The sequence below is a fragment of the Streptomyces sp. NPDC005494 genome, from assembly GCF_042872025.1.
In the GTDB taxonomy this organism is placed as follows: Bacteria; Actinomycetota; Actinomycetes; order Streptomycetales; family Streptomycetaceae; genus Streptomyces.
This window is the reverse complement of the sequence record NZ_JBIAJR010000001.1, coordinates 1,176,131-1,201,320: the sequence shown is the minus strand read 5'-3', so window position 1 is coordinate 1,201,320 and position 25,190 is coordinate 1,176,131. Positions and strand designations below refer to the sequence as shown.

Annotated in this window: 25 protein-coding genes and 1 riboswitch; of the genes, 12 read left to right on the top strand and 13 right to left on the bottom strand. The window is 70.8% G+C overall.

The window, feature by feature from the left end; all coding sequences use genetic code 11:
• Positions 1–601: 601 nt before the first annotated feature.
• The 3 genes from ACFYQ6_RS05360 to bcp form a co-directional block, all read right to left on the bottom strand.
• On the bottom strand, positions 602–1,255 hold the full coding sequence (locus ACFYQ6_RS05360) for an HNH endonuclease signature motif containing protein (protein WP_361572006.1): 654 nt from the start codon (positions 1,253–1,255) through the stop codon (positions 602–604).
• Positions 1,256–1,403: 148 nt separating this feature from the next.
• A complete protein-coding gene (gene proP / locus ACFYQ6_RS05355) occupies positions 1,404–2,900 on the bottom strand; it encodes a glycine betaine/L-proline transporter ProP (protein ID WP_361572003.1) in 1,497 nt (498 codons plus the stop codon).
• Positions 2,901–3,031: 131 nt separating this feature from the next.
• Positions 3,032–3,499 carry a thioredoxin-dependent thiol peroxidase gene (gene bcp / locus ACFYQ6_RS05350; protein WP_361572000.1) on the bottom strand — a complete coding sequence of 156 codons (468 nt, stop codon included), beginning with the start codon at positions 3,497–3,499 and terminating at the stop codon, positions 3,032–3,034.
• A 129-nt stretch (positions 3,500–3,628) separates the two neighbouring features.
• Between bcp and ACFYQ6_RS05345 the strand changes: the two genes are divergently transcribed.
• The 3 genes from ACFYQ6_RS05345 (at position 3,629) to ACFYQ6_RS05335 (ending at position 4,839) form a co-directional block, all read left to right on the top strand.
• Positions 3,629–3,949 carry a DUF3618 domain-containing protein gene (locus tag ACFYQ6_RS05345; RefSeq protein ID WP_361571998.1) on the top strand — a complete coding sequence of 107 codons (321 nt, stop codon included), beginning with the start codon at positions 3,629–3,631 and terminating at the stop codon, positions 3,947–3,949.
• Between the two features lie 76 nt (positions 3,950–4,025).
• Positions 4,026–4,361, top strand: a complete 336-nt coding sequence (locus tag ACFYQ6_RS05340) for a co-chaperone GroES (RefSeq protein ID WP_033298980.1) — start codon at positions 4,026–4,028, stop codon at positions 4,359–4,361.
• 55 nt (positions 4,362–4,416) lie between these two features.
• Positions 4,417–4,482: riboswitch (guanidine-III (ykkC-III) riboswitch) on the top strand.
• Positions 4,483–4,518: 36 nt separating this feature from the next.
• Entirely contained in the window at positions 4,519–4,839 is a 321-nt protein-coding gene (locus tag ACFYQ6_RS05335) for a multidrug efflux SMR transporter (RefSeq protein ID WP_361571995.1), read from the top strand.
• A 39-nt stretch (positions 4,840–4,878) separates the two neighbouring features.
• Here the strand turns inward: ACFYQ6_RS05335 and ACFYQ6_RS05330 are convergent, their stop codons facing one another.
• On the bottom strand, positions 4,879–7,410 hold the full coding sequence (locus ACFYQ6_RS05330) for a transglycosylase domain-containing protein (RefSeq protein ID WP_388760699.1): 2,532 nt from the start codon (positions 7,408–7,410) through the stop codon (positions 4,879–4,881).
• A gap of 148 nt (positions 7,411–7,558) precedes the next feature.
• Here ACFYQ6_RS05330 and ACFYQ6_RS05325 point away from each other — a divergent pair, with 148 nt between their 5' ends.
• The 4 genes from ACFYQ6_RS05325 to ACFYQ6_RS05310 are packed head-to-tail and all read left to right on the top strand — an operon-like array spanning position 7,559 to position 10,941.
• A complete protein-coding gene (locus tag ACFYQ6_RS05325; protein WP_361571990.1) occupies positions 7,559–8,359 on the top strand; it encodes an ABC-2 family transporter protein in 801 nt (266 codons plus the stop codon).
• Positions 8,352–9,224 carry an ABC transporter permease gene (locus tag ACFYQ6_RS05320; protein ID WP_388760696.1) on the top strand — a complete coding sequence of 291 codons (873 nt, stop codon included), beginning with the start codon at positions 8,352–8,354 and terminating at the stop codon, positions 9,222–9,224. The genes ACFYQ6_RS05325 and ACFYQ6_RS05320 overlap by 8 nt, the downstream gene beginning before the upstream one ends.
• 18 nt (positions 9,225–9,242) lie before the next feature.
• Positions 9,243–10,211, top strand: a complete 969-nt coding sequence (locus tag ACFYQ6_RS05315) for an ATP-binding cassette domain-containing protein (protein ID WP_361572416.1) — start codon at positions 9,243–9,245, stop codon at positions 10,209–10,211.
• 55 nt (positions 10,212–10,266) lie between these two features.
• Positions 10,267–10,941 carry a DUF1707 domain-containing protein gene (locus ACFYQ6_RS05310; RefSeq protein WP_361572413.1) on the top strand — a complete coding sequence of 225 codons (675 nt, stop codon included), beginning with the start codon at positions 10,267–10,269 and terminating at the stop codon, positions 10,939–10,941.
• A gap of 70 nt (positions 10,942–11,011) precedes the next feature.
• Here the strand turns inward: ACFYQ6_RS05310 and ACFYQ6_RS05305 are convergent, their stop codons facing one another.
• Entirely contained in the window at positions 11,012–12,274 is a 1,263-nt protein-coding gene (locus ACFYQ6_RS05305) for an SGNH/GDSL hydrolase family protein (protein WP_361571985.1), read from the bottom strand.
• A gap of 153 nt (positions 12,275–12,427) precedes the next feature.
• Between ACFYQ6_RS05305 and ACFYQ6_RS05300 the strand changes: the two genes are divergently transcribed.
• Positions 12,428–13,768 (top strand): DUF445 domain-containing protein, encoded by a 1,341-nt coding sequence (locus ACFYQ6_RS05300; protein WP_361571982.1) that lies wholly within the window; start codon positions 12,428–12,430, stop codon positions 13,766–13,768.
• Positions 13,769–14,004: 236 nt separating this feature from the next.
• Here the strand turns inward: ACFYQ6_RS05300 and ACFYQ6_RS05295 are convergent, their stop codons facing one another.
• Positions 14,005–14,307 (bottom strand): hypothetical protein, encoded by a 303-nt coding sequence (locus ACFYQ6_RS05295; RefSeq protein WP_361571979.1) that lies wholly within the window; start codon positions 14,305–14,307, stop codon positions 14,005–14,007.
• Between the two features lie 167 nt (positions 14,308–14,474).
• Positions 14,475–15,923 (bottom strand): argininosuccinate synthase, encoded by a 1,449-nt coding sequence (gene argG / locus ACFYQ6_RS05290; protein WP_361571976.1) that lies wholly within the window; start codon positions 15,921–15,923, stop codon positions 14,475–14,477.
• 170 nt (positions 15,924–16,093) lie between these two features.
• Between argG and ACFYQ6_RS05285 the strand changes: the two genes are divergently transcribed.
• Positions 16,094–16,624, top strand: a complete 531-nt coding sequence (locus tag ACFYQ6_RS05285; protein WP_361571974.1) for a hypothetical protein — start codon at positions 16,094–16,096, stop codon at positions 16,622–16,624.
• A 39-nt stretch (positions 16,625–16,663) separates the two neighbouring features.
• Here the strand turns inward: ACFYQ6_RS05285 and ACFYQ6_RS05280 are convergent, their stop codons facing one another.
• The 4 genes from ACFYQ6_RS05280 to ACFYQ6_RS05265 form a co-directional block, all read right to left on the bottom strand.
• Entirely contained in the window at positions 16,664–17,443 is a 780-nt protein-coding gene (locus ACFYQ6_RS05280) for a DeoR/GlpR family DNA-binding transcription regulator (protein WP_356734663.1), read from the bottom strand.
• A gap of 26 nt (positions 17,444–17,469) precedes the next feature.
• Positions 17,470–18,312 carry a ketose-bisphosphate aldolase gene (locus ACFYQ6_RS05275; RefSeq protein ID WP_388760691.1) on the bottom strand — a complete coding sequence of 281 codons (843 nt, stop codon included), beginning with the start codon at positions 18,310–18,312 and terminating at the stop codon, positions 17,470–17,472.
• Positions 18,313–18,502: 190 nt separating this feature from the next.
• Entirely contained in the window at positions 18,503–19,390 is an 888-nt protein-coding gene (locus tag ACFYQ6_RS05270) for an excalibur calcium-binding domain-containing protein (RefSeq protein WP_388760688.1), read from the bottom strand.
• Positions 19,391–19,538: 148 nt separating this feature from the next.
• A complete protein-coding gene (locus ACFYQ6_RS05265; protein ID WP_361571968.1) occupies positions 19,539–20,387 on the bottom strand; it encodes a helix-turn-helix transcriptional regulator in 849 nt (282 codons plus the stop codon).
• A gap of 142 nt (positions 20,388–20,529) precedes the next feature.
• Here ACFYQ6_RS05265 and ACFYQ6_RS05260 point away from each other — a divergent pair, with 142 nt between their 5' ends.
• The 3 genes from ACFYQ6_RS05260 (at position 20,530) to ACFYQ6_RS05250 (ending at position 22,912) form a co-directional block, all read left to right on the top strand.
• Positions 20,530–21,225, top strand: a complete 696-nt coding sequence (locus ACFYQ6_RS05260) for an SDR family NAD(P)-dependent oxidoreductase (RefSeq protein ID WP_361571965.1) — start codon at positions 20,530–20,532, stop codon at positions 21,223–21,225.
• Positions 21,226–21,342: 117 nt separating this feature from the next.
• Positions 21,343–21,819, top strand: coding sequence for a GNAT family N-acetyltransferase (locus ACFYQ6_RS05255; protein WP_388760685.1), 477 nt, complete (start codon positions 21,343–21,345; stop codon positions 21,817–21,819).
• A 160-nt stretch (positions 21,820–21,979) separates the two neighbouring features.
• A complete protein-coding gene (locus ACFYQ6_RS05250) occupies positions 21,980–22,912 on the top strand; it encodes a Ku protein (protein ID WP_388760682.1) in 933 nt (310 codons plus the stop codon).
• Positions 22,913–23,411: 499 nt separating this feature from the next.
• Here ACFYQ6_RS05250 and ACFYQ6_RS05245 read toward each other — a convergent pair whose 3' ends face one another.
• Positions 23,412–24,371, bottom strand: a complete 960-nt coding sequence (locus ACFYQ6_RS05245; RefSeq protein WP_388760679.1) for an ATP-dependent DNA ligase — start codon at positions 24,369–24,371, stop codon at positions 23,412–23,414.
• A gap of 190 nt (positions 24,372–24,561) precedes the next feature.
• The gene (locus ACFYQ6_RS05240) at positions 24,562–25,050 is read right to left on the bottom strand and encodes a DUF6882 domain-containing protein (RefSeq protein WP_388760677.1); all 489 of its coding nucleotides are present in this window, start codon (positions 25,048–25,050) and stop codon (positions 24,562–24,564) included.
• Positions 25,051–25,190 lie beyond the last annotated feature (140 nt).

Here is a 25,190-nt window from a genome sequence, read left to right as displayed (position 1 = left end):
GGGCACAGGAAGCGGAGATTCTCGGCGCGGTCATCGCTCCAGTCGCCGTTGATGTGGTCGATCTCCAGGGTGATCGGATTTCCACGCCAGACCGGGCTGGTTCCACACTCGGCACATCGCTCGGGGACACCGATCGCGGAGAGAGCTCGACGCAACAGCACGGTCTTCGTACGGCGTTTCCCGTCATGCTTCACCAGCACGTCCGTGGGGCGTCTGCTGGGCGTCGTCGATGGCATGCCGCGTTGGTGTCCTTGGCCCAGGAAGTGTGCGGTTGTCAGGCCTTCTTCCGCGATCCACTGGCGTAGGGGCTTTCGCTGGTGCCCGTTGTCCCGGCGCCCGAGCTTTCGCAGCAGCTCGGCCAGAGAGCGGGAGTTCGCCACGCACTCACGGAGCATGTCCGAGGGCGGGCGCGTTGCGACGGTGTCGGAACGGTGGTGAGGAAAGTGGGAGACGTCGATACCGTAGTGGGCGAACCGCCGTAGTAGATAGCGGCGAAGGTGCTCATGGGGTTGAGCGCCCAAGAAGGCTATGACTCCGTCGATACTTGAGCAGTGCTCCGCTGCTTCGGCCAGCACCTCGCGTGTGTACTTCCGTTTCTGGGTCATCGACTGTCCTGTGCTCGGCGGCCCTTGGCGCGACCGCGATAGGTGTCGGTCGCCGAATGGCAGTTGGGGCACAGAAGTCGTAAGTTCTCCAGACGGTTGTCGCGCCAGTTACCGTTGATGTGGTCGACCTCGAGTGGGAGCGGCCGCCCTCGCCAAACCGGCTCTGTCCCACATAGGGCGCAGCGGTCCGCCACGCCCAGTGCCGACATCGCGGGCTTGAGACGGGCACCCGGAACGCGGCGGGCACGCGGCGAAGTGTCCTCCACCAGGCGCTCCTGTGGGGTGCGGCGACGCTGCTTCATCCCGGCTTTGGGCGGCTGGGCGAAGTGCGAAGTATCGATGCCGTATGCCTTGATGCGTCGACTGATGTTGGAGTGGTGGCCCCCCACCGCTTCGAGGCCGAGGCGGTGGAGGACCTCGTACACGCTCGTTGCTGCGGCCACCACGGGCTCCAAGACTTCCCTGGTCCATCGAGCGCCCTCGCGCTCGAAGTGCGCCGTGGTGATGCCCATTTTCTTCATGCGGTCGAGGAGGTATGGCCGCGACGAGCTCTTCGGGTCCACCCCGAGCTTCGTGAGCGCCTCCGAGAGCGTCCGTGACGACGAGGCCGCTTCCACGAGGCGCTCCTGCGTATACGGGCTTACCAGCATGTCCCCCTCCGTATCCGGCCGCGCGTTCGCGGCCTCGTACGGAGCAACGAACCGGTAATCGGATGGTCACGTCCGTAATGCGATGAGATGCGGAAGGGCCCGTACCGCTTCGCAGCGGTACGGGCCCTTCCGCAGGGACGTGCGTGGGTCAGAACTTCGGGTCCGGGCTCTGGGCGTGGACCAGTTCCGCCGCTTCCTCCGCCGTCTCGACCGAGGGAGGGGAGCCGGCCAGGGGCTTGTTCGCCGTCTCCTTCATGCAGGCCACGGCGATCACGCCGACCAGGGCCGCCGCCATGGCGTAGTACGCCGGCATGAGGTTCGAGCCGCTCCAGCTGATCAGGGCGGTGATCACCAGCGGTGTCGTGCCGCCGAAGATGGAGGCCGAGAGGTTGTAGCCGACCGACAGGGACCCGTAGCGGACGTTCGTCGGGAACAGCGCCGGGAGCGCGGCGGACATGGTGCCCAGCATGCAGACCAGGGAGAGGCCCAGCATCAGCATGCCGATGATGATCGCCGGGATGCTGCCCTGGCGGATCAGCAGGAACGCCGGCAGGGACAGGAACAGGAAGCCGAGCATGCCCGTCATCAGCAGGGGCTTGCGGCCGAAGCGGTCCGAGAGCTTGCCGAACCGGCTGATGATCAGCATCAGGAACACCATGACGCCGAGCAGGATGAGCAGCCCGTGGGTCTCGCTGTAGCCGAGCTCGTCGGAGAGGTACGTCGGCATGTACGAGAGCAGCATGTAGTCGGCGATGTTGTACGCGCCGACGAGGGCGATGCAGAGGATGAGCGTCGGCCAGTACTGGCGGAAGATCTTGGCGAGGTCGCCCTTGGCCGTGGTCTCGACGTGGTCGGCGGCTTCGGTGGCGTGGGCGGTGCCGCCCTCCAGCTTCTGGAAGGCTGGGGTCTCGTCGAGGCGGAGTCGCAGGTAGAGGCCTACGAGACCGAGGGGGCCGGCGACGAGGAAGGGGATGCGCCAGCCCCACGACTCCATCTGGCCGTCGTCCAGGAGGGCGTAGAGCAGGGTGACGAGTCCGGCGGCGCCGACGTATCCGGCGAGTGTGCCGAATTCGAGGAAGCTGCCGAAGAAGCCGCGGCGCTTGTCGGGGGCGTATTCGGCGATGAAGGTGGACGCGCCGCCGTACTCGCCGCCGGTGGAGAAGCCCTGGAGCATCCGGAAGAAGATGAGCAGGACCGCGGCCCATACACCGATGGTGTCGTGGGAGGGGATGAGTCCGATCGCGAAGGTGCCGATCGCCATGAGGATCATGGTGAGGGCGAGGACCTTCTTGCGGCCGAGCTTGTCACCCATGGGGCCGAAGAACATGCCGCCGAGGGGCCGGACGAGGAAGGCCACGGCGAAGGTCGCGAACGACGAGAGGAGCTGGGTGGTGTCGTTCCCGGAGGGGAAGAACACGTGTCCGATGGTGACGGCCAGGTAGGAGTAGATACCGAAGTCGAACCACTCCATGGCGTTACCGAGTGATGCCGCCTTGACCGCGCGCTTGACCGCCTGGTCGTCGGTGACGGTGATGTCGGTCCGGCGGAGGCGGGGGTTCTGGCGCTTCCTGATGGCCCGGAAGAGCGCGGGGTGGCGTTTGACCGCTTCAGGGTCGGCCGCCTTGTGGGGGTCGGAGGCCGCCATGGCCGGGTCCTTTCGTCGAACGGTGTTCCAGGAAAGGCTTCTGCGCGGTCATGGCGTTTGCAAACCGGATCGGCAGGTGAATGCGATCTCGCTCACAGCATGTTTCGGCCAGGACCCCCACGAATCCGGCCTCAGATGGCGAGGTCCTTGAGGATCTTGGCCACGTGGCCCGTCGCCTTGACGTTGTAGAGGGCCCGCTCCACCTTGCCCTCTTCGTCGACGACGATCGTGGAGCGGATGACGCCCGTCACCACTTTGCCGTAGAGCTTCTTCTCGCCGTAGGCGCCGTACGCCTCCAGGGTCTCCTTGGAGGGGTCGCCGACCAGGGTGACCTTGAGGTTCTCCTTCTCGCGGAACTTGGCGAGCTTCTCCGGCTTGTCGGGCGACACGCCGATGACGTCGTATCCGGCTGCGGCGAGGACGTCGAGGTTGTCGGTGAAGTCGCAGGCCTGCTTGGTGCAACCGGGGGTAAGAGCGGCGGGGTAGAAGTAGACGATGACCTTGCGGCCCTTGTGGTCCGCGAGCGAGACCTCTTTCCCGTCGGCGTCCGGAAGGGTGAAGGCGGGGGCGGGGTCGCCGGTCTGCAGTCGCTCGCTCATGTCTCTCCTCGAGTGGCGCACGGGGTGTGTGGCACCGAGCGTAATAGGGGGTGCCGCCGGGTGGAGGAGCGGCCGAGCTGACAGACTGTCGATGAAGGTTTACCCGACGACGACCACGGAGGCGGCGCAGTGTCGGATACCAGGACCCCTGCGCAGATCGAGGCGGACATCATCAGCAGGCGTGCGCAGCTTGCGGTGGTGCTGGACGAGATCGGGGTGCGGGTGCACCCGAAGACGATGATCGGTGACGCGAAGGCCAAGGTTGCGTCGACGGTGGACCGGACGGCCGGGCGTGCGTTCGTCGCGGTGAACCGGTCGGTGTCGGACGTGAAGGCGCAGTTCGTGGCCGAGGACGGCAAGCCGCGGCTGGCGAGGGTGATTCCGGCGGCGGTGGTGGTGGCCGGTGCGGTGGCCCTGCTGACGGTTTCGGTGCGGGGCAGGAAGCGCTGAGGGCGGTTCCGGGTCGGCCCTGGGGCGTGCGAGGCGCCTCGGGGCAGGTAGGTTTCGGGTCGTGAGCGACAACGGCATGAGCAACACCGACGACAAGCTGCCGATCCGGATGCTGCACGATCGTGTGCTGGTCCGGTCCGATTCGCCGGAGGGCGAGCGGCGGTCGGGCGGGGGCATCCTGATTCCGGCGACGGCTGCGGTCGGCCGGCGGCTGGCGTGGGCCGCGGTGGTCGCGGTCGGTCAGAACGTGCGGACCGTGGAGCCGGGTGACCGGGTGCTGTACGACCCGGAGGACCGGGCCGAGGTCGAGGTCCGCGGTGTGGCGTACGTGCTGATGCGTGAGCGGGATCTGCACGCGGTGGCGGCGGACCGCTTCGAGGGTTCGGTGGATTCGACCGGGCTGTATCTGTAGGCCCTGGTAGTGGCGAGAGGGCCCGGTGACGGTTGTCACCGGGCCCTCTGCCTGTTTGTTGCTACGGTGGTGTGACCCCGACGAGACGCGCCGTACCGGGTTTCCGCAAAGACGACGCACCCGTGTTGTTCGCGTGTTTCGTCGTGGAGGTGCTGTCGTGGCGTGGGTTCTGCTGGTCGTGGCCGGTCTGCTGGAAGTGGGCTGGTCGATCGGGATGAAGTACACCGAGGGGTTCACCCGTCTGTGGCCGAGTGTGTTCACCGGTCTGGGGATCGTGGCCAGCATGGTGCTGCTGTCGCACGCGGCGAAGACGCTGCCGATCGGGACGGCGTACGGGGTGTGGGTCGGGATCGGTGCTGCGGGTGCGGCGGTGATGGGGATGCTGGTGCTGAACGAGCCGGTGACGGCCGCCCGTATCTTCTTCGTCTGTCTGTTGCTGGTGGCTGTGGTGGGCCTGAAGGCGACCTCGGGGCACTGAGGGCCGTCCCGGCGTAAGGACGGGGCTCAGGTACGGGGCTCAGGGGCGGGCCGGGAGGTGCGCGGGCGCCGCGTCGCCGGTCCGCCCGTCTTCGGTCCGCCGGTCTTCGGTCCGCCCGCTCCCGGGTCGGCCTTCTTCGGCTCGCGCGCCTTCGTCCCGGCCCTGCTCGGCCCTGTCGCCGCTCCTTCCGTCACCGCCGGTCCTGTCTCCGCCGGGGCGGCTGTCGCCGGTGGTGCCGGGTTCCTGGCCGGGGGTGGCGCGGGCGGGTGCGTCGGCTTGGGTGGCGGTGCCGGGTTCCCGGCGGTCGCGGGGCGTGCCGTAGGTGGCGTCCGGTGTGCGTGACCGGGTGCCGTCCCCGTCCTCGCGGGAGCTCTCGCGGCCCGGTGGGTCGTCGCTCTCCCCGGCCTCCTCGGTGTCGCCTTCTTCCGCTTCCTCGGTGTCTCCGTCCTCCCCTGGGCTCTCGTCCGGGTCGGGCTCCTCCGGGCCTTCGTCGGCCTGCAGTTCGAAGGCCTGCACCGCGCTGCCTTCCAGGGCGGCCCGGGTGTAGGCGGCCCAGGTCTGGGCGGGGGCTCCGCCGCCGTTCATGCGGGCGAGGCCGAGGGCTCCGTAGAGCGGTTTCTGGACGCCGGTTTCGGGGTCCTGGCCCATGACGGCGATGACGGTGGCGAGGTCGGGGGTGTATCCGGCGAACCAGGCGGCCCTGTCCTCCTCGGCGGTGCCCGTCTTGCCCGCCGCGGGGCGGCCTGCGGCGAGGGCGGCGGTGCCGGTGCCGCCGTCGACGACGCTCCGCAGGACGGAGGTGGTGGTGTCGGCGGCTTCGCGGCTGATGGCCTGCCGGGTCTTCCGTGCGGGGAGGTCCAGTTCGGTGCCGTTCTTGCTGATCTTGGCGACGAGCGTGTGGGGGCGCTGTCTGCCGTGGTCGGCGAGGGTGGCGTAGGCCGAGGCCATGTCGACGGCGCTGGCGGTGGCGGGGCCGAGCGCGATGGAGGGGGAGGCCGTGAGGTCGGGGGTGTTCCGGGGGATGCCGAGGGCGATCGCGGTGTCCTTGACCTCCTGGGGGCCGACGTCCTGGGCCATCTGGGCGTAGACGGCGTTGACGGATTTGTCGGTGGCCTCGCGGACGGTGATGGAGCCGTAGTCGACGTCGTCCTCGTTGGCGGGGGAGTAGCCGGTGGATCCGGTGGAGCTCTGGACGGTGCGTTCGTTGGTGCCGTCGTAGCGGGTGTTGGGGGTGATGGCCCGGTCCTTCTGGGTGGTGGACCCGTTGGCGAGGGCGGCGGCGAGGACGAACGGTTTGAAGGTGGATCCGACCTGGTAGTCGCGGCGGGTCGCGTTGTTGACGAACTGCTTGGTGTAGTCGATTCCGCCGTAGAGGGCGACGACGTGTCCGGTGGCGGGGTCGATGGAGGCCCCTCCGGCGCGGACGTTGCGGTCGGCTGCGCGGTCGTCGCTGGTCTTGGAGAGGACGTTGTCCTTGACGGCTTCGACGAGGGCGTCCTGCTTCTTCTGCTGGAGTGTGGTGGTGATGCGGTAGCCGCCGGTGGCGAGGGTGTCCGCGTCGATGATCTTGTTCGCGCTGAGGTAGTCCTCGACCGCCTGGACGATGTAGCCGCGCTGTCCGGAGAGTGCGGTGGCGGGCTTGGCCTTGTCGGGGACGGGGAAGGTCATCGCGTCGCGGTCGGCGGCGCTGAGCCAGTCGTGCTCGACCATCCCGTCGAGTACGTAGTCCCAGCGGGCGAGGACGGCTTTCTTGTTCTCGGGGTGGGCGACGACGTCGTACGAGCTGGGGGCGTTGAGCAGGGAGGCGAGGTAGGCGCCCTCGCCGGTGTCGAGGTCCTCCACGTCCTTGCCGTAGTAGGCGTGGGAGGCGGCCTGGATGCCGTAGGCGTTGCGTCCGAAGTAGCTGGTGTTGAGGTAGCCCTCGAGGATCTCGTCCTTGCTCTTCTCGCGGTCGAGCTTGATGGAGATGAAGAACTCCTTGGCCTTGCGGATGACCGTCTGTTCCTGGCCGAGGTAGTAGTTCTTGACGTACTGCTGGGTGATGGTGGAACCGCCCTGCCTGCCCTTGCCGGTGACGGTGTTCCAGCCGGCGCGGAGGGTGGCCTTGATGTCGATGGCGTCCTCGGAGTAGAAATCCCGGTCCTCGGCGGCGAGTACGGCGTGCTGGATGGTGGGGGGAATGCGGTCCAGCGGGATCTTCTCGCGGTTGATCTCGCCGTCCCGGGCGATGACGGTCTTCCCGTCCGCGTACACGTAGACGTTGGCCTCTGCGGTCGCGGCGGCGTTGGCGGCGGGGATGTCGATCATCTGGTAGCCGGCGATGAAGCCGCCGACGAGGAGGAGGGCGAGGAGGAGGACGCCGCCGAGGACCATGCGCCAGGTGGGGATGATCCGGCGCCAGCCGGTGCGCTTGGGCCGCTTGGGGCGTTTTGCGCGCCCCTTGGTGGCTGTTGCGCCGTCCGGGCGCTCGGGGTCGGGGGCGGAGGCCGCGGTCGAGGCGTCCCGGGGGGCCCAGCCTTGAGGGGGCTGCTGACCAGGGTCTCCGCCGTGCTGCGGTGGCTCGTGGTTCATGAGTGGGAGGCTCCTCGACTGCGGATGATTATCCCATAGTGCACTTTTCGGACGGATAACCCTCGGAACCAGCGCAGCGGAAATGGGGTCGCGGCGCCGATGAGCCGTCGACTAGGGTCGTGCGCTTTGGGCCAGGAGAGGGGGCGGGGTGCGGCTCTATGCCGTGGTGGCGGCCGGGGGGTTCCGGCGGCACGCCACATACCGGGTGGCCACGCTCGCGGGGGTGTTCACCAACACCGTCTTCGGTTTCATCATGGCGTACACCTACATCGCCCTGTGGGACGAGCGTCCGCACCTCGGCGGGTACGACATGTCGCAGGCGCTTACCTATGTGTGGCTGGGTCAGGCCCTGCTGATGACCTGCGCGATGATGGGCGGCGGCTTCGAGGACGAGCTGATGGAGCGGATCCGTACGGGCGACATCGCGGTCGATCTGTACCGGCCCGCCGATCTGCAGCTGTGGTGGATGGCGGGGGACCTGGGGCGGGCCGCGTTCCATCTGCTGGGCCGCGGGATCGTGCCGATGGTGCTGGGTGCGATGGCCTTCGATCTGGCGCTGCCGGGCTCCCCGTGGACCTGGCTCGCGTTCCTGGTGTCGGTGGCGCTGGGGGTGGTGGTGAGCTTCGCGGTGCGTTTCCTGGTGGCGCTGTCGGCCTTCTGGCTGATGGACGGGGCGGGCGCGATGCAGATCGCCTGGCTGGCGGGGCTGTTCTTCTCCGGGATGCTGCTGCCCCTGAACCTGTTCCCCGGCGTCCTCGGTGACGTGGCCCGCGCACTGCCGTGGTCCTCCCTGTTGCAGGTGCCGGCCGATGTGTTCCTCGGTACGTACGCGGGCTGGGACCTGGCCGGGGCGTACGCCTTCCAGGCCGGCTGGGCGGTGGTGCTGCTGCTCGCGGGGCGGCTCCTGCAGTCGGTGGCGACCAGGAGGGTGGTGGTCCAGGGTGGCTGAGGCCGGGGTGGAGGGTGCCGTCGCCGCGGAGTCGGGGATCGTCTTCGCCGAGCGTTCGCGGGTGGTCGAGGGGGTGCGGGCGTACGGGCTGATCGTGGCGATGTGGCTGCGTTCGACGATGGCGTACCGCGCGTCGTTCGTGATGACGGCCGTGGGGAACTTCGTGGCGACGGGCTTCGACTTCGTCACGATCATGCTGATGTTCACGCACGTCGACGTGCTGGGCGGCTTCACACTGCCGGAGATCGCACTGCTGTACGGGGCGTCGGCGACCGCGTTCGGGCTGGCCGACCTGGTGCTGGGGTCGATGGACCGGCTGGGGCGGCGGGTGCGGGACGGGACGCTGGACACCCTGCTGGTGCGTCCGGTGCCGGTGCTGGCGCAGGTGGCCGCCGACCGGTTCGCGCTGCGGAGGCTCGGCCGGATCACGCAGGGGCTGCTGGTGCTGGGCTATGCGCTGCTGGTGCTGGACATCGAGTGGACGCCGTTGAAGGTCGCGATGCTGCCGATGATGGTGCTGAGCGGGGCGGCCGTGTTCGGGGCGGTGTTCGTGGTCGGGGCGGCGTTCCAGTTCTTCGCGCAGGACGCGTCCGAGGTGCAGAACGCGTTCACGTACGGCGGGACGACGTTGCTGCAGTATCCGCCGTCGGTGTTCGCGAAGGACCTGGTGCGCGGGGTGACGTTCGTGGTGCCGCTGGCGTTCGTGAGCTGGCTGCCGGCCCTGTACGTGCTGGGCCGGGACTACCCGCTGGATCTGCCGCGGTGGGTGGCGTTCCTGCCGCCGCTGGTGGCGGTGGGGTGCTGGGTGCTTGCGGGACTGGCGTGGCGGGTGGGGCTTCGGTCCTACCGCAGTACGGGAAGCTGAGGAGTGGGCGTGGACGAGATGGACTTCATCGAGCTCGACGGCGTCGAGAAGGTCTTCGACGTGCGCCGCAAGACGGGTTTCATGCGCCGGGAGCGGCGCGAGGTGCGGGCGGTGGACGGGATCAGTTTCCGGGTGCCGCGCGGGGAGATGGTCGGTTACATCGGGCCGAACGGGGCGGGCAAGTCGACGACGATCAAGATGCTGACGGGCATCCTCACGCCGAGCGGGGGCCGGTTGCGGGTCGCGGGGATCGATCCGGCCCGGGAGCGTACGAAGCTGGCGCACCGGATCGGTGTGGTGTTCGGGCAGCGTACGACGCTGTGGTGGGACCTTCCGTTGCGTGATTCCTACCGGCTGATGCACCGGATGTACCGCATCCCGGACGCCCGCTTCCGGGAGAATCTGGACCGCTGCGTCGAACTGCTCGATCTGGGCGCCCTGTTGGAGGTGCCGGTGCGGCAGCTGTCGCTGGGGCAGCGGATGCGGGGTGACATCGCGGCGGCGTTGCTGCACGACCCGGAGGTGCTGTACCTCGACGAGCCGACGATCGGGCTCGACGTGATCTCCAAGGCCAAGGTGCGTGGCTTCCTGCGGGACTTGAACGCGGAGCGGTCGACGACGGTGCTGCTGACCACGCACGACCTGACCGACATCGAGCAGTTGTGCAAGCGGGTGATGGTGATCGACCACGGCCGTCTGGTGTACGACGGGGCGCTCGCCGGGCTGCACGAGGTGGGGCGGAGCGAACGCACGCTGGTCGTGGATCTGGAGCGTGAGATGCCCCCGATCGAGCTGGGGCCGGAGGCTTCGGCGCGGGTGGTGAAGGTGGAGGGGCCGCGGCAGTGGCTGGCGTTCCCGGCGGCGGGGTCGGCGGCGCCGCTGGTGGCGCGGATCGCCGCGGAGTATCCGCTGGTCGATCTGTCGGTGCGGGAGCCGGACATCGAGTCCGTGATCGCGAAGATGTACGTGTCGGATTCGGGTCTCTAGGCCCGTTCCGCGATCGCTCTATAGGGTGCGCGGTATGACAAGTGAAAACCCGGACATGCGTGCCTCCGACGCGGAGCGGGAGCGGATCGCGGAGACGCTGCGGGAGGCCGTGGCCGAGGGCCGGCTGGAGATGGACGAGTTCGAGCAACGGCTCGACGCGACGTACCGGGCGCGGACGCACGGGGAGTTGGAGCCGCTCGTGCGTGATCTTCCGGCGCCGGCCCGGCCGGTGACCGGGGAGGTTTCGGCGGGGGGTTCGTCCACCGACTGGCCGGCGCGAATCGGTGGCAGCGCCACGTCCTCGGGCGGCTTCGCCTTCTGGGGCGGGTTCAGCCGGAAGGGCCACTGGACGGTGGGCCCGAGGTTCACGGCGTTCGCGATGTGGGGCGGCGGCGAGATCGATCTGCGCGAGGCCCGTTTCGCGGAGCGTGAGGTGGTGATCCGCTGCTTCACGATCATGGGCGGTATCCAGGTGACCGTGCCGCCGGACCTCGATGTGCAGGTGCGGGGTCTCGGCCTGATGGGCGGCTTCGGGGAGCATTCCAAGCTCGACGACGATCCGGAACCGGCGCCGGGTTCACCGCGGGTGCGGGTCACGGGGTTCGCGCTGATGGGCGGGGTCGGTGTGGAGCGCAAGCGGAGCAAGGCGCAGAAGCGGCGGCTCCAGGAGCAGGAGCGGCTGCGGTTGCAGAACCCGGACTCGGGGGACGGGCGCAAGGAGCTCGGCTGAGCGGGACCGTCCGGCGCTCTTCGGTGCACGGCCCCGGCCGCCCTGTACGGAACGGCCGGGGCGGGTCAGGTCAGAACACGTCGGCCTTCGGGGTGCCCTCGACCGCGGCGAGGTCGATGGCCTGGGCCATAGCGCGGTATCCGGCGTCGTTGAAGTGCAGCCGGTCGCCGGAGTCGTACTCGGGCAGGATCCGGTCGGGCGCGTAGGGGTCGCGTACGGCGCGGTCGAAGTCGATGAAGGCGTCGTAGATCCCGCCGGACCTGATCTCGTCGTTGACGGCCAGGCGTACGGCGTTGCGTTCCGGTGTCCAGGTCGGGTAGCCCCGGAAGGGCGTCAGCGTCGCGCCGACGACCCGCAGTCCCCGGGCGTGCGCGCGTTCGGTGAGGGCGCGGAGCCCGGCCGTGATGCGCTGGGGGTCGGTCTCCTGGGGGCTCTGCTGCACGTCGTTGATGCCCAGCGCGATGATCACGGTCTTCGCTCCGGCGACGGAGAGCACGTCCCGTTCGAAGCGGTTGGCCGCGCCGGGGCCGCCGATGTTCTGTACGCCGCCGCGGGTGAGCGGACTGTCGCGCAGGAGGCGGTTGCCCGCGATGCCCTGGTTGGCGACCCCGTAGCGGTGCCCCAGCCGGTCGGCGAGGAGGTCCGGCCAGCGGGAGTCGGCGTCGGTGGTGGAGCCGCTGCCGGCGGTGAGTGAGTCGCCGATGGCGACGATCGCGCCGGGTGACGCCTCGTTGCGGACGTCGACGGCGGTGAGGTAGCGCCAGCGGGTGGTGCTCCAGGTGCCGTCGGCGTCGGCCAGGTAGGACGTCTGGTGGGTGTTGGGGTGCTGGGTGACGGGCCCGGCGGCGTACGGGGTGCGCAGGGTGACTTCCAGGTCGGCGTCGGGGGCGACGGGGACGATCACGGGGTCGCTGACGACCTGTCGGCCCGCGGCGACCGTGACGGTCGGCAGGCCGCGGAAGGTGACCGGCCTCGTGTTGACGGCGGCCTGGTCGATGACGAGCGGTGCGGCGCCGAAGAGGTTGGACAGGGTGATGCGGGCGGCGTCGCCACCGATGCTGGTGTGCACGATGTTGCGGATGGTGCGTCCGGGGTAGCCCTGGGCGGCGTCCGGCTCGGCGCTGACGGGGGCTCCGGTCCAGGTGACGACCCAGGTGCCGGTGGAGTGGGCCGGTGCGGCCTGGTTGCGGGCCGCCGCGTGGTTCTCGGTTCCGGTGAGCGGTGTCTGCCGCTGCCCGGTGATCAGCGAGGTTCCGAACGCGACGGCGGCGGCGAGCGCGGCGGTGCCTGCCACGAGGGCGATGAGCAGGGCATACCCCTGGCGCCTGGGCATCTGTGGTGTTTCTCCTTGCAATGTTCGACCCGGTGTTCGGGTTGCTTTCATGATGCGACAGGCCCCGGGGAACTCGACGTGCGGCCCAGGAGTAGGTGAGGTAGGGACAATGCGTACGGCACGGCGTGACGCGTACGCGGACGGGTGGAGCGGATGGAACAGGACGCGGGACAGGGAACGACCGTGGGGGCCGGGCCTCCGGACGGGCAGAGGCCGAGGCCGTCGGCCGGCGGGTTCGCGTACACCGCCGCCGACGAGGAGAAGCGGCGCGGTGTGCGCCGTATGAAGACCACCGCCACGGGTCTGCTCCTGCTCGTCGCGCTCGTGTACGTCCTCGCCACCTGGGCGGAGAACGCGGGGGTAAGCGGCTGGCCGGGCTACGTCGCGGCGGCTGCCGAGGCTGGAATGGTGGGTGCGCTGGCGGACTGGTTCGCCGTCACGGCGCTCTTCCGGCGTCCGCTCGGCCTGCCCATCCCCCACACCGCCATCATTCCCAACAAGAAGGACCAGTTGGGAGAGTCACTCGGTTCCTTCGTGGGCGAGAATTTTCTCTCCGGAGACGTCGTTCGTGACCGAATTCACGCGCTGGGTGTCGGTGCCCGGCTCGGGACGTGGCTGGCCGAGCCCGCTCACGCGGACCGGGTGACCGCCGAGTTGGCGACCGCGTTGCGCGGTGCGCTGACCGTGCTGCGGGATGCAGACGTGCAGGCCGTCGTCGGGGAGGCGATCACACGGCGGGCCGACGCGGTGGAAGTCGGCCCGGGCATGGGCAAGATGCTCGAGAAGGTCGTCGCGGACGGCGGTCACCGCAGGGTCGTCGACCTCGTCTGCGTACGGGCGCACGACTGGCTGGTGCTGCACGGTGACTCCGTGATGGACGCGGTGCAGGGCGGCGCGCCGGGCTGGACGCCCAGGTTCGTGGACAAGCGGGTGGGGGAGCGGGTCTACAAGGAGCTGCTGCGCTTCGTCACGGAGATGCGGGACATGCCGGGCCATCCGGCGCGCGGTTCGATCGACACGTTCCTCACGGACTTCGCGGCCGACCTCCAGACGGACAGGGACACCCGGGCCCGGGTCGAGCGGCTGAAGTCGGAGATCCTGGGGCGCCGGGAGGTCCAGGACGTCATCGCGTCCGCCTGGTCGTCCGTCCGCGCGATGATCATGGCGGCGGCCGAGGACGAGCGCAGCGAACTGCGGCTGCGGGCCAGGGCCTCGCTGATCTCGCTGGGTGCGAGGCTCGCCACCGACGAGCGGCTCCAGAACAAGCTGGAGGGCTGGCTGGAGGACGCCGCGGCGTACGTCGTCACGACGTACCGGACGGAGATCACGTCACTGATCAGCGACACGGTGGCCGGCTGGGACGCGCAGCAGACGTCCCGGAAGATCGAGGCGCACATCGGCCGTGATCTGCAGTTCATCCGGATCAACGGAACGGTGGTGGGTGCGCTGGCGGGTCTGGTGATCTATTCGGTGTCACGGGCGCTCGGCGGCTGACCTCCTCCGCCGGCGGCGGCGGAGTGGACCGGCGCGGTGCGGAGGGGACGCCGGCCGGGCGCATTCCGGCGCGCCCCGGAGCGCACGCCGGTGCGGACCGGAGGCGTGCCTGTCCTGTCGTACGGGCACGCCCCCGGGTCACGCGGGGAGTTGCTCTTCAGTACGCACCCCGCGGCGCCCGTGTTCAATCCCCGGGCACGGACTTTCTCAAGAGGCGCGCCGGGGGCACGAGGTTCTCAGGAGGCGCGACGGGTGACGGCCCATGAGGCGGCGGCGAGGCCTCCCGCGACGGTGAACACCGAGGGCCAGGCGCCGACCTTCTTGGCGAGCGGGTGCGAGCCGGCGAACGCGGCGACGTAGGCGAGGGTGAGGCCGGTGGCGGCCTTGGCGCCGGACTGCCGGTTCCACTCGTAGGCCGCGACCGATCCTGCGGCGGCCAGGGCCACGCCGCCCAGAGGGCGCTTTCCGGTCCAGCGTGCGATCGCGTATCCGCCGACGAGACCGCTCGCCGCCACCGCCGCTGCCGGTACCTTCGCCATGTCCGCCACCTTCGCTCTCCTGCGTACCCCGTGTCCGAGATTACGAGGATAGGCCGACCCGGGGCGGGCCGGCCGACCGGCCTCGTGAAGGTCCCCGGGCGCGCCGGCCGGCCTCGTGAAGGTCCCCGGGCGCGCCGGTCGGTGGGCCCGGGGACCTGGGCGGCGCGTCAGTCGGTGCCGAACTCCATCGCGGCGCGGTCCAGCAGCTCGTCGTCGCCGGAGACCTCGCCGCGGGAGGCGATGGCCTGGGCGCCGCCCTCGGGCATGGTGCCGATCAGGCCGGTCGCAGCCGCCTGCGCGGCACCGATCAGGGAGGCCTGGGACGTGCCGACGAGGCCGAGGCCGGCGAACTGCTCCAGCCGGGCGCGCGAGTCGGCGATGTCGAGGTTGCGCATGGTGAGCTGGCCGATCCGGTCCACCGGGCCGAACGCCGAGTCCTCGGTGCGCTCCATGGAGAGCTTGTCCGGGTGGTAGCTGAACGCGGGGCCGGTGGTGTCGAGGATCGAGTAGTCCTCACCGCGCCGCAGCCGCAGGGTGACCTCGCCGGTGACGGCCGAGCCGACCCAGCGCTGGAGCGACTCACGGACCATCAGGGCCTGCGGGTCCAGCCAGCGGCCCTCGTACATGAGCCGGCCGAGGCGCCGTCCCTCGTTGTGGTAGTGGGCGAGGGTGTCCTCGTTGTGGATGGCGTTCACGAGGCGCTCGTAGGCGGCGTGCAGGAGGGCCATGCCGGGCGCCTCGTAGATGCCGCGGCTCTTGGCCTCGATGATGCGGTTCTCGATCTGGTCCGACATGCCCAGGCCGTGCCGGCCGCCGATGGCGTTGGCCTCCATGACCAGGTCGACCGGGGTGGCGAACGTCTTGCCGTTGACCGTCACCGGGCGGCCCTGCTCGAAGCCGATCGTGACGTCCTCGGTCTCGATCTCGACCGAGGGGTCCCAGAAGCGGACGCCCATGATCGGGTCGACGGTCTCCACGCCGGTGTCGAGGTGCTCCAGCGTCTTGGCCTCGTGCGTGGCGCCCCAGATGTTGGCGTCGGTCGAGTAGGCCTTCTCGGTGCTGTCGCGGTAGGGCAGCCCGTGGGCGACCAGCCACTCCGACATCTCCTTGCGGCCACCGAGCTCGGTGACGAAGTCGGCGTCGAGCCACGGCTTGTAGATGCGCAGGTGGGGGTTGGCGAGCAGGCCGTAGCGGTAGAACCGCTCGATGTCGTTGCCCTTGAACGTCGAGCCGTCGCCCCAGATCTGGACGTCGTCCTCGAGCATCGCCCGGACCAGCAGCGTGCCGGTCACGGCGCGGCCGAGCGGCGTGGTGTTGAAGTAGCCGCGTCCGCCGGAGCGGATGTGGAACGCGCCGCACGCGAGTGCGGCCAGGCCCTCCTCGACCAGTGCCGCCCTGCAGTCGACCAGGCGCGCGATCTCGGCGCCGTAGGTCTTCGCGCGGCCGGGCACCGAGGCGATGTCGGGCTCGTCGTACTGGCCGATGTCGGCGGTGTAGGTGCACGGGACGGCACCCTTGTCGCGCATCCACGCGACCGCGACCGAGGTGTCGAGGCCGCCCGAGAAAGCGATGCCGACGCGCTCGCCGGTGGGCAGGGAGGTGAGAACCTTAGACATAGGAAGAGTATGCACTGCGTCGCATGTATATGCAAATGGCGCGGAGTGGATCTCGTCCTGCCTGTTCAGGCCGCCCGACGCCGATCCGTACGCACTGCCGCGCGGGATCCGGCCGCCGGACGGCGCACCGGTGGCTATAGGGTCTGGGCACACCGAACGAGGGGGGCCTCATGTTGATGCGTACGGGTCTGCGGGCCGCGATACCGGCCGTGATCCTGGGAGCGCTGCTGGCAGGGTGCAGCGCGGCGACCACCACGGACGGGCCGGGCGGCGACGTGCCGTACGTGGATCCGTCGGTGGCGGAGGCGGCGGCCGACAAGGCGGAGGCGTCCCTGATGCCCACGCCCTCACCCACCCCCACGCTGATCATCCAGGAGGACCCGAACGCGCCGGAGCTGGTCCGTGACGCGTTCGCCGGACTCCAGGCGACCTACCAGGACGGCTGCACCCCCGGGGGCGCGAACTGCGCCTACTTCCTGGGGCGGGTCAACGACGAGCTGAACCGGCTGGACACATCGATGAAGGCGGACAAGAAGGGCCCCGGGCATTTCAAGGAGCCCATCGCCTGGGTCGGCGCCCTGCGCACCACGCTGGACGGAGACGTCTCCACCCCGAACCTGGAGAAGCACCGCAGCGAACTGATCGGTACCCGGGACCGGATCAACACCTGGATGCAGGGCCACCCGGAGGACTACCGCTGACCATCCGGTCCGGTCGCCCGCCCGCAGGACGTCCTCCGGTCACACGCGCAGGACGTCGATCCCCAGGCCGGTGAATTCCTGGACGACGTCCTCGGGGGCGTCCTTGTCCGTGACGAGGACCGACACCGCGCTCGTCTCGCAGACCTGGGCGAAGGCCCGGCGGCCGAGCTTGGAGGAGTCCGCGACGACGATCACCGTGCCCGCGCACTCGGCGAGGGCACGGTTGGCGCCGGCCTCGGACTCGTCGTGCGTGGCCGCCCCGAACCGCGGGTGGACGGCGTCCACCCCGAGGATCGTGAAGTCCAGCGCGAGGGTACGCAGGACGGTGTCGACCAGAGGGCCGACGAGTTCGTACGAATTCGGCCTGGCCACCCCGCCGGTGACGACGATCTTGACCTGGGGGCGCACCGCGAGCTCGTTGGCGATGTTGATCGCGTTGGTCACCACGGTCAGCGCCACGCCGCCGCCCGACGGTTCCGGCCGTACCGCCAGCTCCCTGGCCACCTCGGAGGTGGTCGTGCCGCCGTTGATGCCGACCGTGGAGCCCGTGGGGATCAGCTCGGCGGCGGCCTTCGCGATGCGCTGCTTGTCGTCGGCGCGGCGGGCCGCCTTGTAGCGCAGGGGCAGGTCGTAGGCCACGGTGCTCACCACCGCGCCGCCACGCGTGCGGGTCAGCAGATTCTGCCGGGCGAGCTCGTCCAGATCGCGGCGGACGGTGGCGGCGGAGCAGCCGAGCCGCTCGGCGGCGTCGAGTACGTCGAGATGGCCCTGGTCGCCGAGGATCTCCAGCAGCCGGGTCCATCGTGTGTGTGCCGCCACCTGGTCCTCCTTGCTCGCAGCGAACCCTATCGTCCGGGCCGGGCCAGGATGCCCAGCAGGCGTGTCACCTCCGCGGCGACGGCGTCGCGGGCCGGGCCGAGGTAGGCGCGGGGGTCGGCCGCCTCGGTGTGGGTGTCCAGATAGGTGCGGACGGCCCTGGTGAACAGCTTGTTCAGGTGGGTGGAGATGTTCACCTTCGTCATGCCCGCGCCGATCGCGGTGGCCAGCCCCGTGTCCCCGACGCCGGAGGAGCCGTGCAGGACGAGCGGGACGGCCACCGCGTCGCGCAGCCGGGAGATCAGGGCGAAGTCGAGGACGGCGTCGCGGGTCAGCATCGCGTGGGAACTCCCGACCGCCACCGCGAGGGCGTCGACCCCGGTCGCCTCGACGAACGCCCGGGCCTCGGCCGGGTCGGTGCGCACCCCGGGTGCGTGCGCGCCGTCCTTGCCGCCGATCTCGCCGAGCTCCGCCTCCACCCAGACCCCGCGCGCGTGGCAGTGCACCACGATCTCGCGGGTCGCGGTCACGTTGTCCTCGTACGGGAGCGCCGACGCGTCGAACATGACGGAGGTGAAGCCGAGCCGGACCGCCTCGTGCACCAGCCCGGCCGACTCGGCGTGGTCGAGGTGTACGGCCACCGGTACGCCCGCCGCCCGGGCGACGGCGAGCGAGGCGAGCCCGATCGGTTCGAGGGAGCCGTGGTAGCGGGCGGTGTTCTCGCTGACCTGGAGGATCACCGGCAGCCCGGCCGCCTCCGCCCCGCTCACGATGGCCTGCGCGTGCTCGATCTGCACCACGTTGAAGGCCCCGACGCCCGTGGCATCGGTCAGGGCGCCGTGGGTGATGTCACCGGTGGATATGAGCGGCATGGGCGTCCTTCGCGGGTGCGGGTTGCGTGAACCCAGGCGAATAATGCTCGAAGTTGCTCATTTATAGCGTGCTTGAAGCATGTTGGAAAAGAGCAGCCGCCCCCGGCGAGGGCCGGAGGCGGCTGCTGAGATGGCTGACGAGGTGGCTGACGAGGTGCTGACCGGGTGGCTGACGGGGTGACGGCCCGGGCTACTCGCAGGCGACTCCGTCGCCGTCCCGGTCGAGGTGGGATCCGTATCCCGGGTCGCCCCGGTGGATGGGCGCGGCTCCCGCGGCACGTACGGCGGTGCAGTTGGCGTAGTAGGTGCCGCTCCCGCCGGAAGAGCCCCCGGAGGAGCCCCCGGAGGAGCCTGTACTCGAACTCCCCCCGGAGGAGCCCCCGGACGACCCGCCGCTCGATCCTGACGACCCGTACGGCTCGCAGCCGACCCCGTCGCCGTCCCGGTCCAGGTGGGAGGCGTATCCGGGGTCGCCGCGCCGGACGGGAGCCGCCCCCGCGGCCCGTGCGGCGTCGCAGTTCCTGTAGTACACGGACGGCTCCACCGGTGGGGCCTTCGCCTTCGGGGTCCGCGCGACCGCGGGCGTGGGCGTGGGCGTCGGGGTCGGTGACGGGGTGGGCTCGGAGACGGTGATCCGCACGACGGCGCTCGCGCCGGCCGGGCCTCCGTCCTTCGCCGCGACCTCGTACGTGAACTCGTCCTCACCGCCGTACCCGTCGGCGGGGGTGTAGGTGAGCGAGGTGCCGTCGACCGTGACCGTCCCGTGGGGCGTCGGGCTCTCCACGGTGACGGTGAGTCCTGACGCCTCGTAGGTGTCCAGGAGGGGCGCCTCCTTGCCGCCCTCCAGGGTCACGAGGTCGTTGGCCAGTGGCTCGATCGCGACCTCCTGGCCGGCCTCCGTCGTGGCGGTGTCGTCGGCCGGCGCGAACGCCCGCACCCCGGTGGGTGAGGCCGACGCCGCCACCGGCTCCGTGGCCTGGCTCGTGCCGTCGCCGCCGCCGCACCCCGCCAGGGTCAGCAGCAGGACCGCGGCCCCCGCCGGCGTCCTGAGCCTGCCGTGTGTCCTTCGCTTCTTCATGTGCCCCCCAAGGCGTGCCGAACTGCCGTGCAGTCGAGGGGCGATGCTCGCAGCGGCGGACGGCGCGGCGGAGCTCTTCCACGGAAAGGAAGCGGAATTGTGACGAAGATGTGAAGAAGTGGCGGGGGAGGTCTGGAGGCCGACCGGGTCAGGTCATCGCCTGGGTCCCGATGACGTTCAGCAGGTTGAGCGCGGCGGCGGCCTCACTGCCGGGGGCCGCCGTGTAGGCGACGACTCGCAGGTCGCTGCCCGCGGCGACGAGGACGTCGCAGGACAGAGTCAGCCGGCCGGCCTCCGGGTGGTGGACGGTCTTGGTGCCGGACGCGTGGGTGCCCACGATGCCGGAGTCCCACAGCCCGGCGAAGACGGTGCTGGCCTCCCGCAGGTCACTGACGAGGGAGCGCAGGCCGAGGTCCGCCGGGTAGCGGGCGGTGGCCGCCCTGAGGTCGGCGACCGTGGACGCCTCGAAGTCGGCCCGCTGCGCGGGGGTCTGGGCGATCCGGCCGTGCCTGCCGGTGAAGTGCCGCCAGACGATGTTGCGTTCACGGCCGCGCAGCGCGGAGGGGTCGCCGAACAGGGCCGCCCACGGGGGGTTGCACTCGATGAGGTTCCAGGCGGCGTCGTGGACGCTCAGCGGTGCGCCGCTCAGCTGGTCGAGCAGCCGGCGCAGGCCGGGCGGGACGTGTGTGGAGATGTGGCCGGGGCCGGGTTCGGGCTGGCCCGCGAGGAGGTAGAGGTAGGCGCGTTCCGCCGCCGAGAGGCGCAGGGCGCGGGCCAGGGAGGCGAGGACCTGCGGCGAGGGGGAGGTTGCCCTGCCCTGTTCGAGGCGGGTGATGTAGTCGACCGAGAGGGTGGCCAGCTGGGCCAGTTCCTCGCGGCGCAGCCCCGCTGCCCGCCGTACGCCGCCCGCCGGCAGCCCGACCGTCTGCGGGGAGATCCGGTCCCGCCAGCCGTGCAGGGCCTTGCCCAGCTCGTTGCCGTCCTTGGATGCGCTCACCCCTCCAGTATCCGCGTGGTGCCCCGCGACAGCCTGGTACTGGCAGTCCCCCCGCTACGGCGGGTACTGCCTGTTCCCCGGCGCGGCGAGCAGGGTGAAGGCGAACCCGACCCGATCACCTGACGAACACGGGAGCACAGCCATGACCACCACCCTCATCACCGGCGCCAACAAGGGCCTCGGTTTCGAGACCGCCCGCCGCCTCGTCGAGGCCGGGCACACCGTCTACGCCGGGGCGCGCGACGTCCGGCTCGGGGAGGACGCCGCGGAGCGGCTCGGCGCTCGCTTCGTCCGGATCGACATCACGGACGACGACTCCGTCGAGGCCGCCGCGGAGTTCGTGCGCAAGGACGCCGGCGGGCTGGACGTCCTCGTCAACAACGCGGGGATCGCGGGCGTCCGCAAGCCCGTGGGCGAGGTGACGGGGGCCGACATGCGGTACACGTACGAGACCAACGTCTTCGGGGCCGTGCGCGTGACCCGTGCCTTCCTGCCGTTGCTGGAGGCGAGTCCGTCCCCGGTCGTCGTCAACGTGGCCAGCGGACTCGGCTCGATCGCGGCGACGACGGACCCGAGCCGCATCGAGTCCACCGTGCCGGCGCTCGCCTACTGCTCCTCCAAGACCGCGCTGATCATGGTGAACTCGCAGTACGCGAAGGCCTACCCCGGCATCCGGTTCAACGCGGTGGACCCCGGCTACACCGCCACCGACCTCAACCACCACACGGGCACCAACACCGTGGAGGAGGGCGCGGACATCATCGTCCGCATGGCTCTGGTCGGAGCCGACGGCCCTACCGGCGGGTTCTTCGACGCGGAGGGAACCGCCGCCTGGTGAAACCGGGGCGGGCTCCGCGAGGACGCTCCCGGCCGGGTGCCCGATTCGACGAGGACCCTCCCGGCCGGGTGCTCAATTCGATGGCCTGATGCCCCAGGACGCTCGTACGGTGCGCGTATGACAGCCACGCTGCGCCTGGAAAAGGTGACCCCGGACAACGTCCTCGAAGCCTGCCGCCTGAAGGTCGCACCCGAGCAGGAGCGGTTCGTGGCCCCCGTCGCGCGGTCGCTGGCCGAGGCGTACGCCGATCCGGAGACCGCCTGGCCCCGGCTGGTCTTCGACGGGGACCGGCTGGTCGGCTTCGTGATGGCGTTCTTCGACGTACGGTTCGACCCGGCGAACCCCGAGGACCGGCCGCGCTCCGGTCTCTGGCGGCTGGCCGTCGCCGCAGGCGAGCAGGGCAAGGGCTACGGTCGCTTCGCCGTGGAGGCGGTCTGCGAGGAGATCCTGCGGCGCGGGCAGAAGCGGATCACCGTGACCTGGTCGCAGGGGGAGCAGGGCCCCGAGGACTTCTACCTCCGGCTCGGTTTCCGCAGGACCGGCGAGATGAGCGAGGACCAGGTGGTCGCCGAGATGGACCTGCCGCGAGCCTGACCCGGACGCGGTGATCCACATGCGTTCCGGGGGCGGGGGCGCGAGGATCGGGGATACGGGCGGTGGCCCGGCCGCGCCTCGGCCCTCTCGGGCTGGTTCTCCCTTCCAGGCGCTCCGGTCCGCCTCCCGGCCAAGCCGTCAGGGGGGTCTGGAGGTACGGATGCCGCGGCCCCTGTGGACCGGAGCGATCAGCTTCGGGCTGGTGACGATCCCCATCAAGGTGGTGTCGGCCACCGAGAACCACTCGATCTCCTTCCACCAGTACCACCGTGAGGACATGGGCCGGATCCGTACCCGCAAGGTGTGCGAGGTCGACGGCAAGGTCCTCTCCCAGGACGAGATCGGCAAGGGGTACGAGGTCGCCAAGGACCGGACCGTGCCCGTCACCGACGAGGAACTGGACCGGATGCCGCTGCCCACGGCGAAGGCCATCGAGATCGTCGCGTTCGTCGAGGCCGACAGCATCGACCCCGTACGGATCAGCGACAGCTACTACCTCGCGGTCGACGGCCAGGTCGCGGCGAAGCCGTACACGCTGCTGCGGCGGGCGCTGGAGCGCAGCGACAAGGTCGCCGTCGCGAAGTTCGCCTGGCACAACCGTGAGCGGCTCGGCCTGCTGCGGGTGCGGGACGACGCGATCGTGCTGCACGCGATGCGCTGGCCGGACGAGATCCGCAGCCCCGAGACGCTGGCACCCCGGGAGGCGGAGCTCGACGAGGGCGAGATCGAACGGGCCGTGCAGCTCACCGACAGCATGGCCCTGGATGACATCTCCGGCTTCCGCGACCGCTACCGGGAAGCCTTGGAGGAGCTCCTTGCCGCCAAGTCCGAGGGGAAGGCGCTCCCGGCGGCGGCCGGGGGCGAGGAGGAGGAGCCCGGAAAGGTCATGGACCTCATGGCGGCGCTGAACGCGTCGGTGAAGGCGGCCAAGGAGACGCGCGGGGAGGACGCGACCGTGCACGAGATGACGCCGGGCAAGCCCCGCACCCGGAAGAAGGCCGCCCCGGCGAAGAAGGGGACGGCCGCCAAGAAGACGGCGGCCAAGAAGCAGCCGGCCCGCAAGACGGCCGCCCGGAAGCGGACCGCCTCCTGACGGCAGCGGCGCGCCCGCCGGCCTCGGCGACTCCTGGCCGGGAGGTTCCCCCCGCCCGGCCTGGTGCCGCGCCGACTCCTGGCCGGGAGGTTCCCCCGCCCGGCCTGGTGCCGCGCCGACTCCTGGCCGGGCGGCACCCGCCTGGACTGTTGCTGCGCCTACGCTGCGTCCCGGTCCTCCGGATGAGCCTGCGTCCCGGGCCTGCGCCTGGGCCTGCGTCCCGGGCCTGCGCCCTGGGCCTGCGTCCCGGGCCTCCGGATCGGCCTGCGTCCTGGGCCTGCGTCCCGGGCCTCCGGATCGGCCTGCGTCCTGGGCCTGCGTCCCGGGCCTGCGTCCCGGGCCTGCGTCCTGGGCCTGCGTCCCGGGCCTGCGTCCCGGGCCTGCGTCCCGGGCCTGCGGATCGGCCTGCGTCCCGGGCCTCCGGATCGGCCTGCGTCCTGGGCCTCCGGATCGGCCTGCGTCCCGGGCCTCCGGATCGGCCTCCGTCTGGGCCTCCGGATCAGCCGAGGTCGTCCGGGGCCAGGTCCGGTCGCAGCCGGTGCCAGGAGGGCTGCCGCAGCCGCCCCGCCCTCGTACGGGTCGAGTAGCGCACCTCCCCGACGAGCCGCGGCAGCACCCATCGCGCGCCGGACACCGGCGGGGTCTCGTCGAAGGGGCACGTGTCGACCGCGGCGACCCGCAGCAGCTCGGCGAGCCTGGCCCGCTCGGCGTCGCTCCACCCCGTACCGACGCTGCCCGCGTAGCGCAGTCCGCCCGCGTGCCGCTCGCCGACCAGCAGCGCGCCGGGGAGGCCGCCCAGCCGGCCACGGCCGGGAACCCAGCCGCCGACGATCACGTCCACCGTGCGGGCATGGCGGATCTTGATCCAGCTGCGGGAGCGGACCCCGGGCTCGTAGACCGAGCTCAGCCGCTTCGCGATCAGGCCTTCCAGCCCGGCCTCCCGTGTCATGGTCAGGGCCTCCTCGCCGTGGCCGACGACCACCGCGGGGGTGAACCAGTGCGGCCCGTGCAGCCCGAGCCCTTCGAGGGCCGCCCGGCGCTCCGCGTACGGCAGCGGAACGAGGCTCCTGTCACCCAGGAACACGGCGTCGAACAGCACCAGGTGGGCGGGCACCCGCTGGGCCATGCGGGCCGCCTTCGCCGGTGATCCGGAGAGCCCCATCCGCGACTGCAGCCGCTCGAAGTCGCTGCGCCCCTCACGGTCCAGCGCGACGATCTCGCCGTCGAGCACCGCGGGCACGCCGTCGAGCGTCGGCCCGAGCGCCGCCAGGTCCGGATAGGCCGGGGTGATGTCGGCCCCTGACCTGGCGAGCAACCGCACCGAACCGTCCCCCGGCAGATAGACCATGGCGCGCTGGCCGTCCTGCTTCACCTCGTACGCCCACTGCTCGGCGGTGGCGGCGGGCGGCAGATGACCGGGGGTGGCGAGCATGGGGGCGATCCGGGGCAAAAGCGTCATGGCGGCAGCTTCTCAGCTGAGACGCCGCCGGGCGGCACACGCACGCGCGGCCGCCCGGTGCGCCCGGCTCGGTGAAGAGGTACCGGAAACCGTTACCGGCAGGTCGCCGTCCCTGCTCAGGGGAACGCGGAACCCCGCCGCCCGATCCCGGTTCTCGGAGCCTGCCGGAGGCCCCGAAGGTCACGCGGCATCACGGCCGTCCCACCGTCGGCGTCAAGTCGTGGATCGCGAAGTGGAATTGAACGTCGTCCGCAGAATCTGCCCAGAGGCCCTCGGCGTCCAGCACGGACGCCGCGACCATCCGAGCCTCGGCCACGAGTTCGGGGTCGTAGTCGAAGCCCGGCCACGGCAGGACGGGAAAGCCGTTCGCCTCCCCGAAGCGCCGCACCTGTTCGATGTCGCCCACCACGGGGCGCGGCAGTGACTCGTTGGCCCAGGCCCATAGCCACGTCTTCCGAGACGGACTCACGCTGCCGATCATCGTGAGCCGACCGGTCAGGAACGTCGCCCCGTCGCGGGTCCAGGTGATCCGCGCGTCGTCCATGGACCAGTGGTACTGCACGTCGCCTGACAGTCCGTAGTGCTCGACCATGCGGGACTGCTTCGCGCGGGCCCGCTCACGGGCAGCGAGCACGACTTCCTCCCAGTTGGAGTGGTCGTGCCGCGAGCTGTCCTTCACCTTGCCTCCTCGTACAGCGCTGTGGGCAAGATCCTCCCATTGGGCTGCCGAGCGGAACCCGCAGGGCGGCGGGCAGGGGCCTGGCTTCGGCGACCCGGCCCCTCCCGCGGACAGTCTTCCTCCTGGTCCCTCGGGCCGGC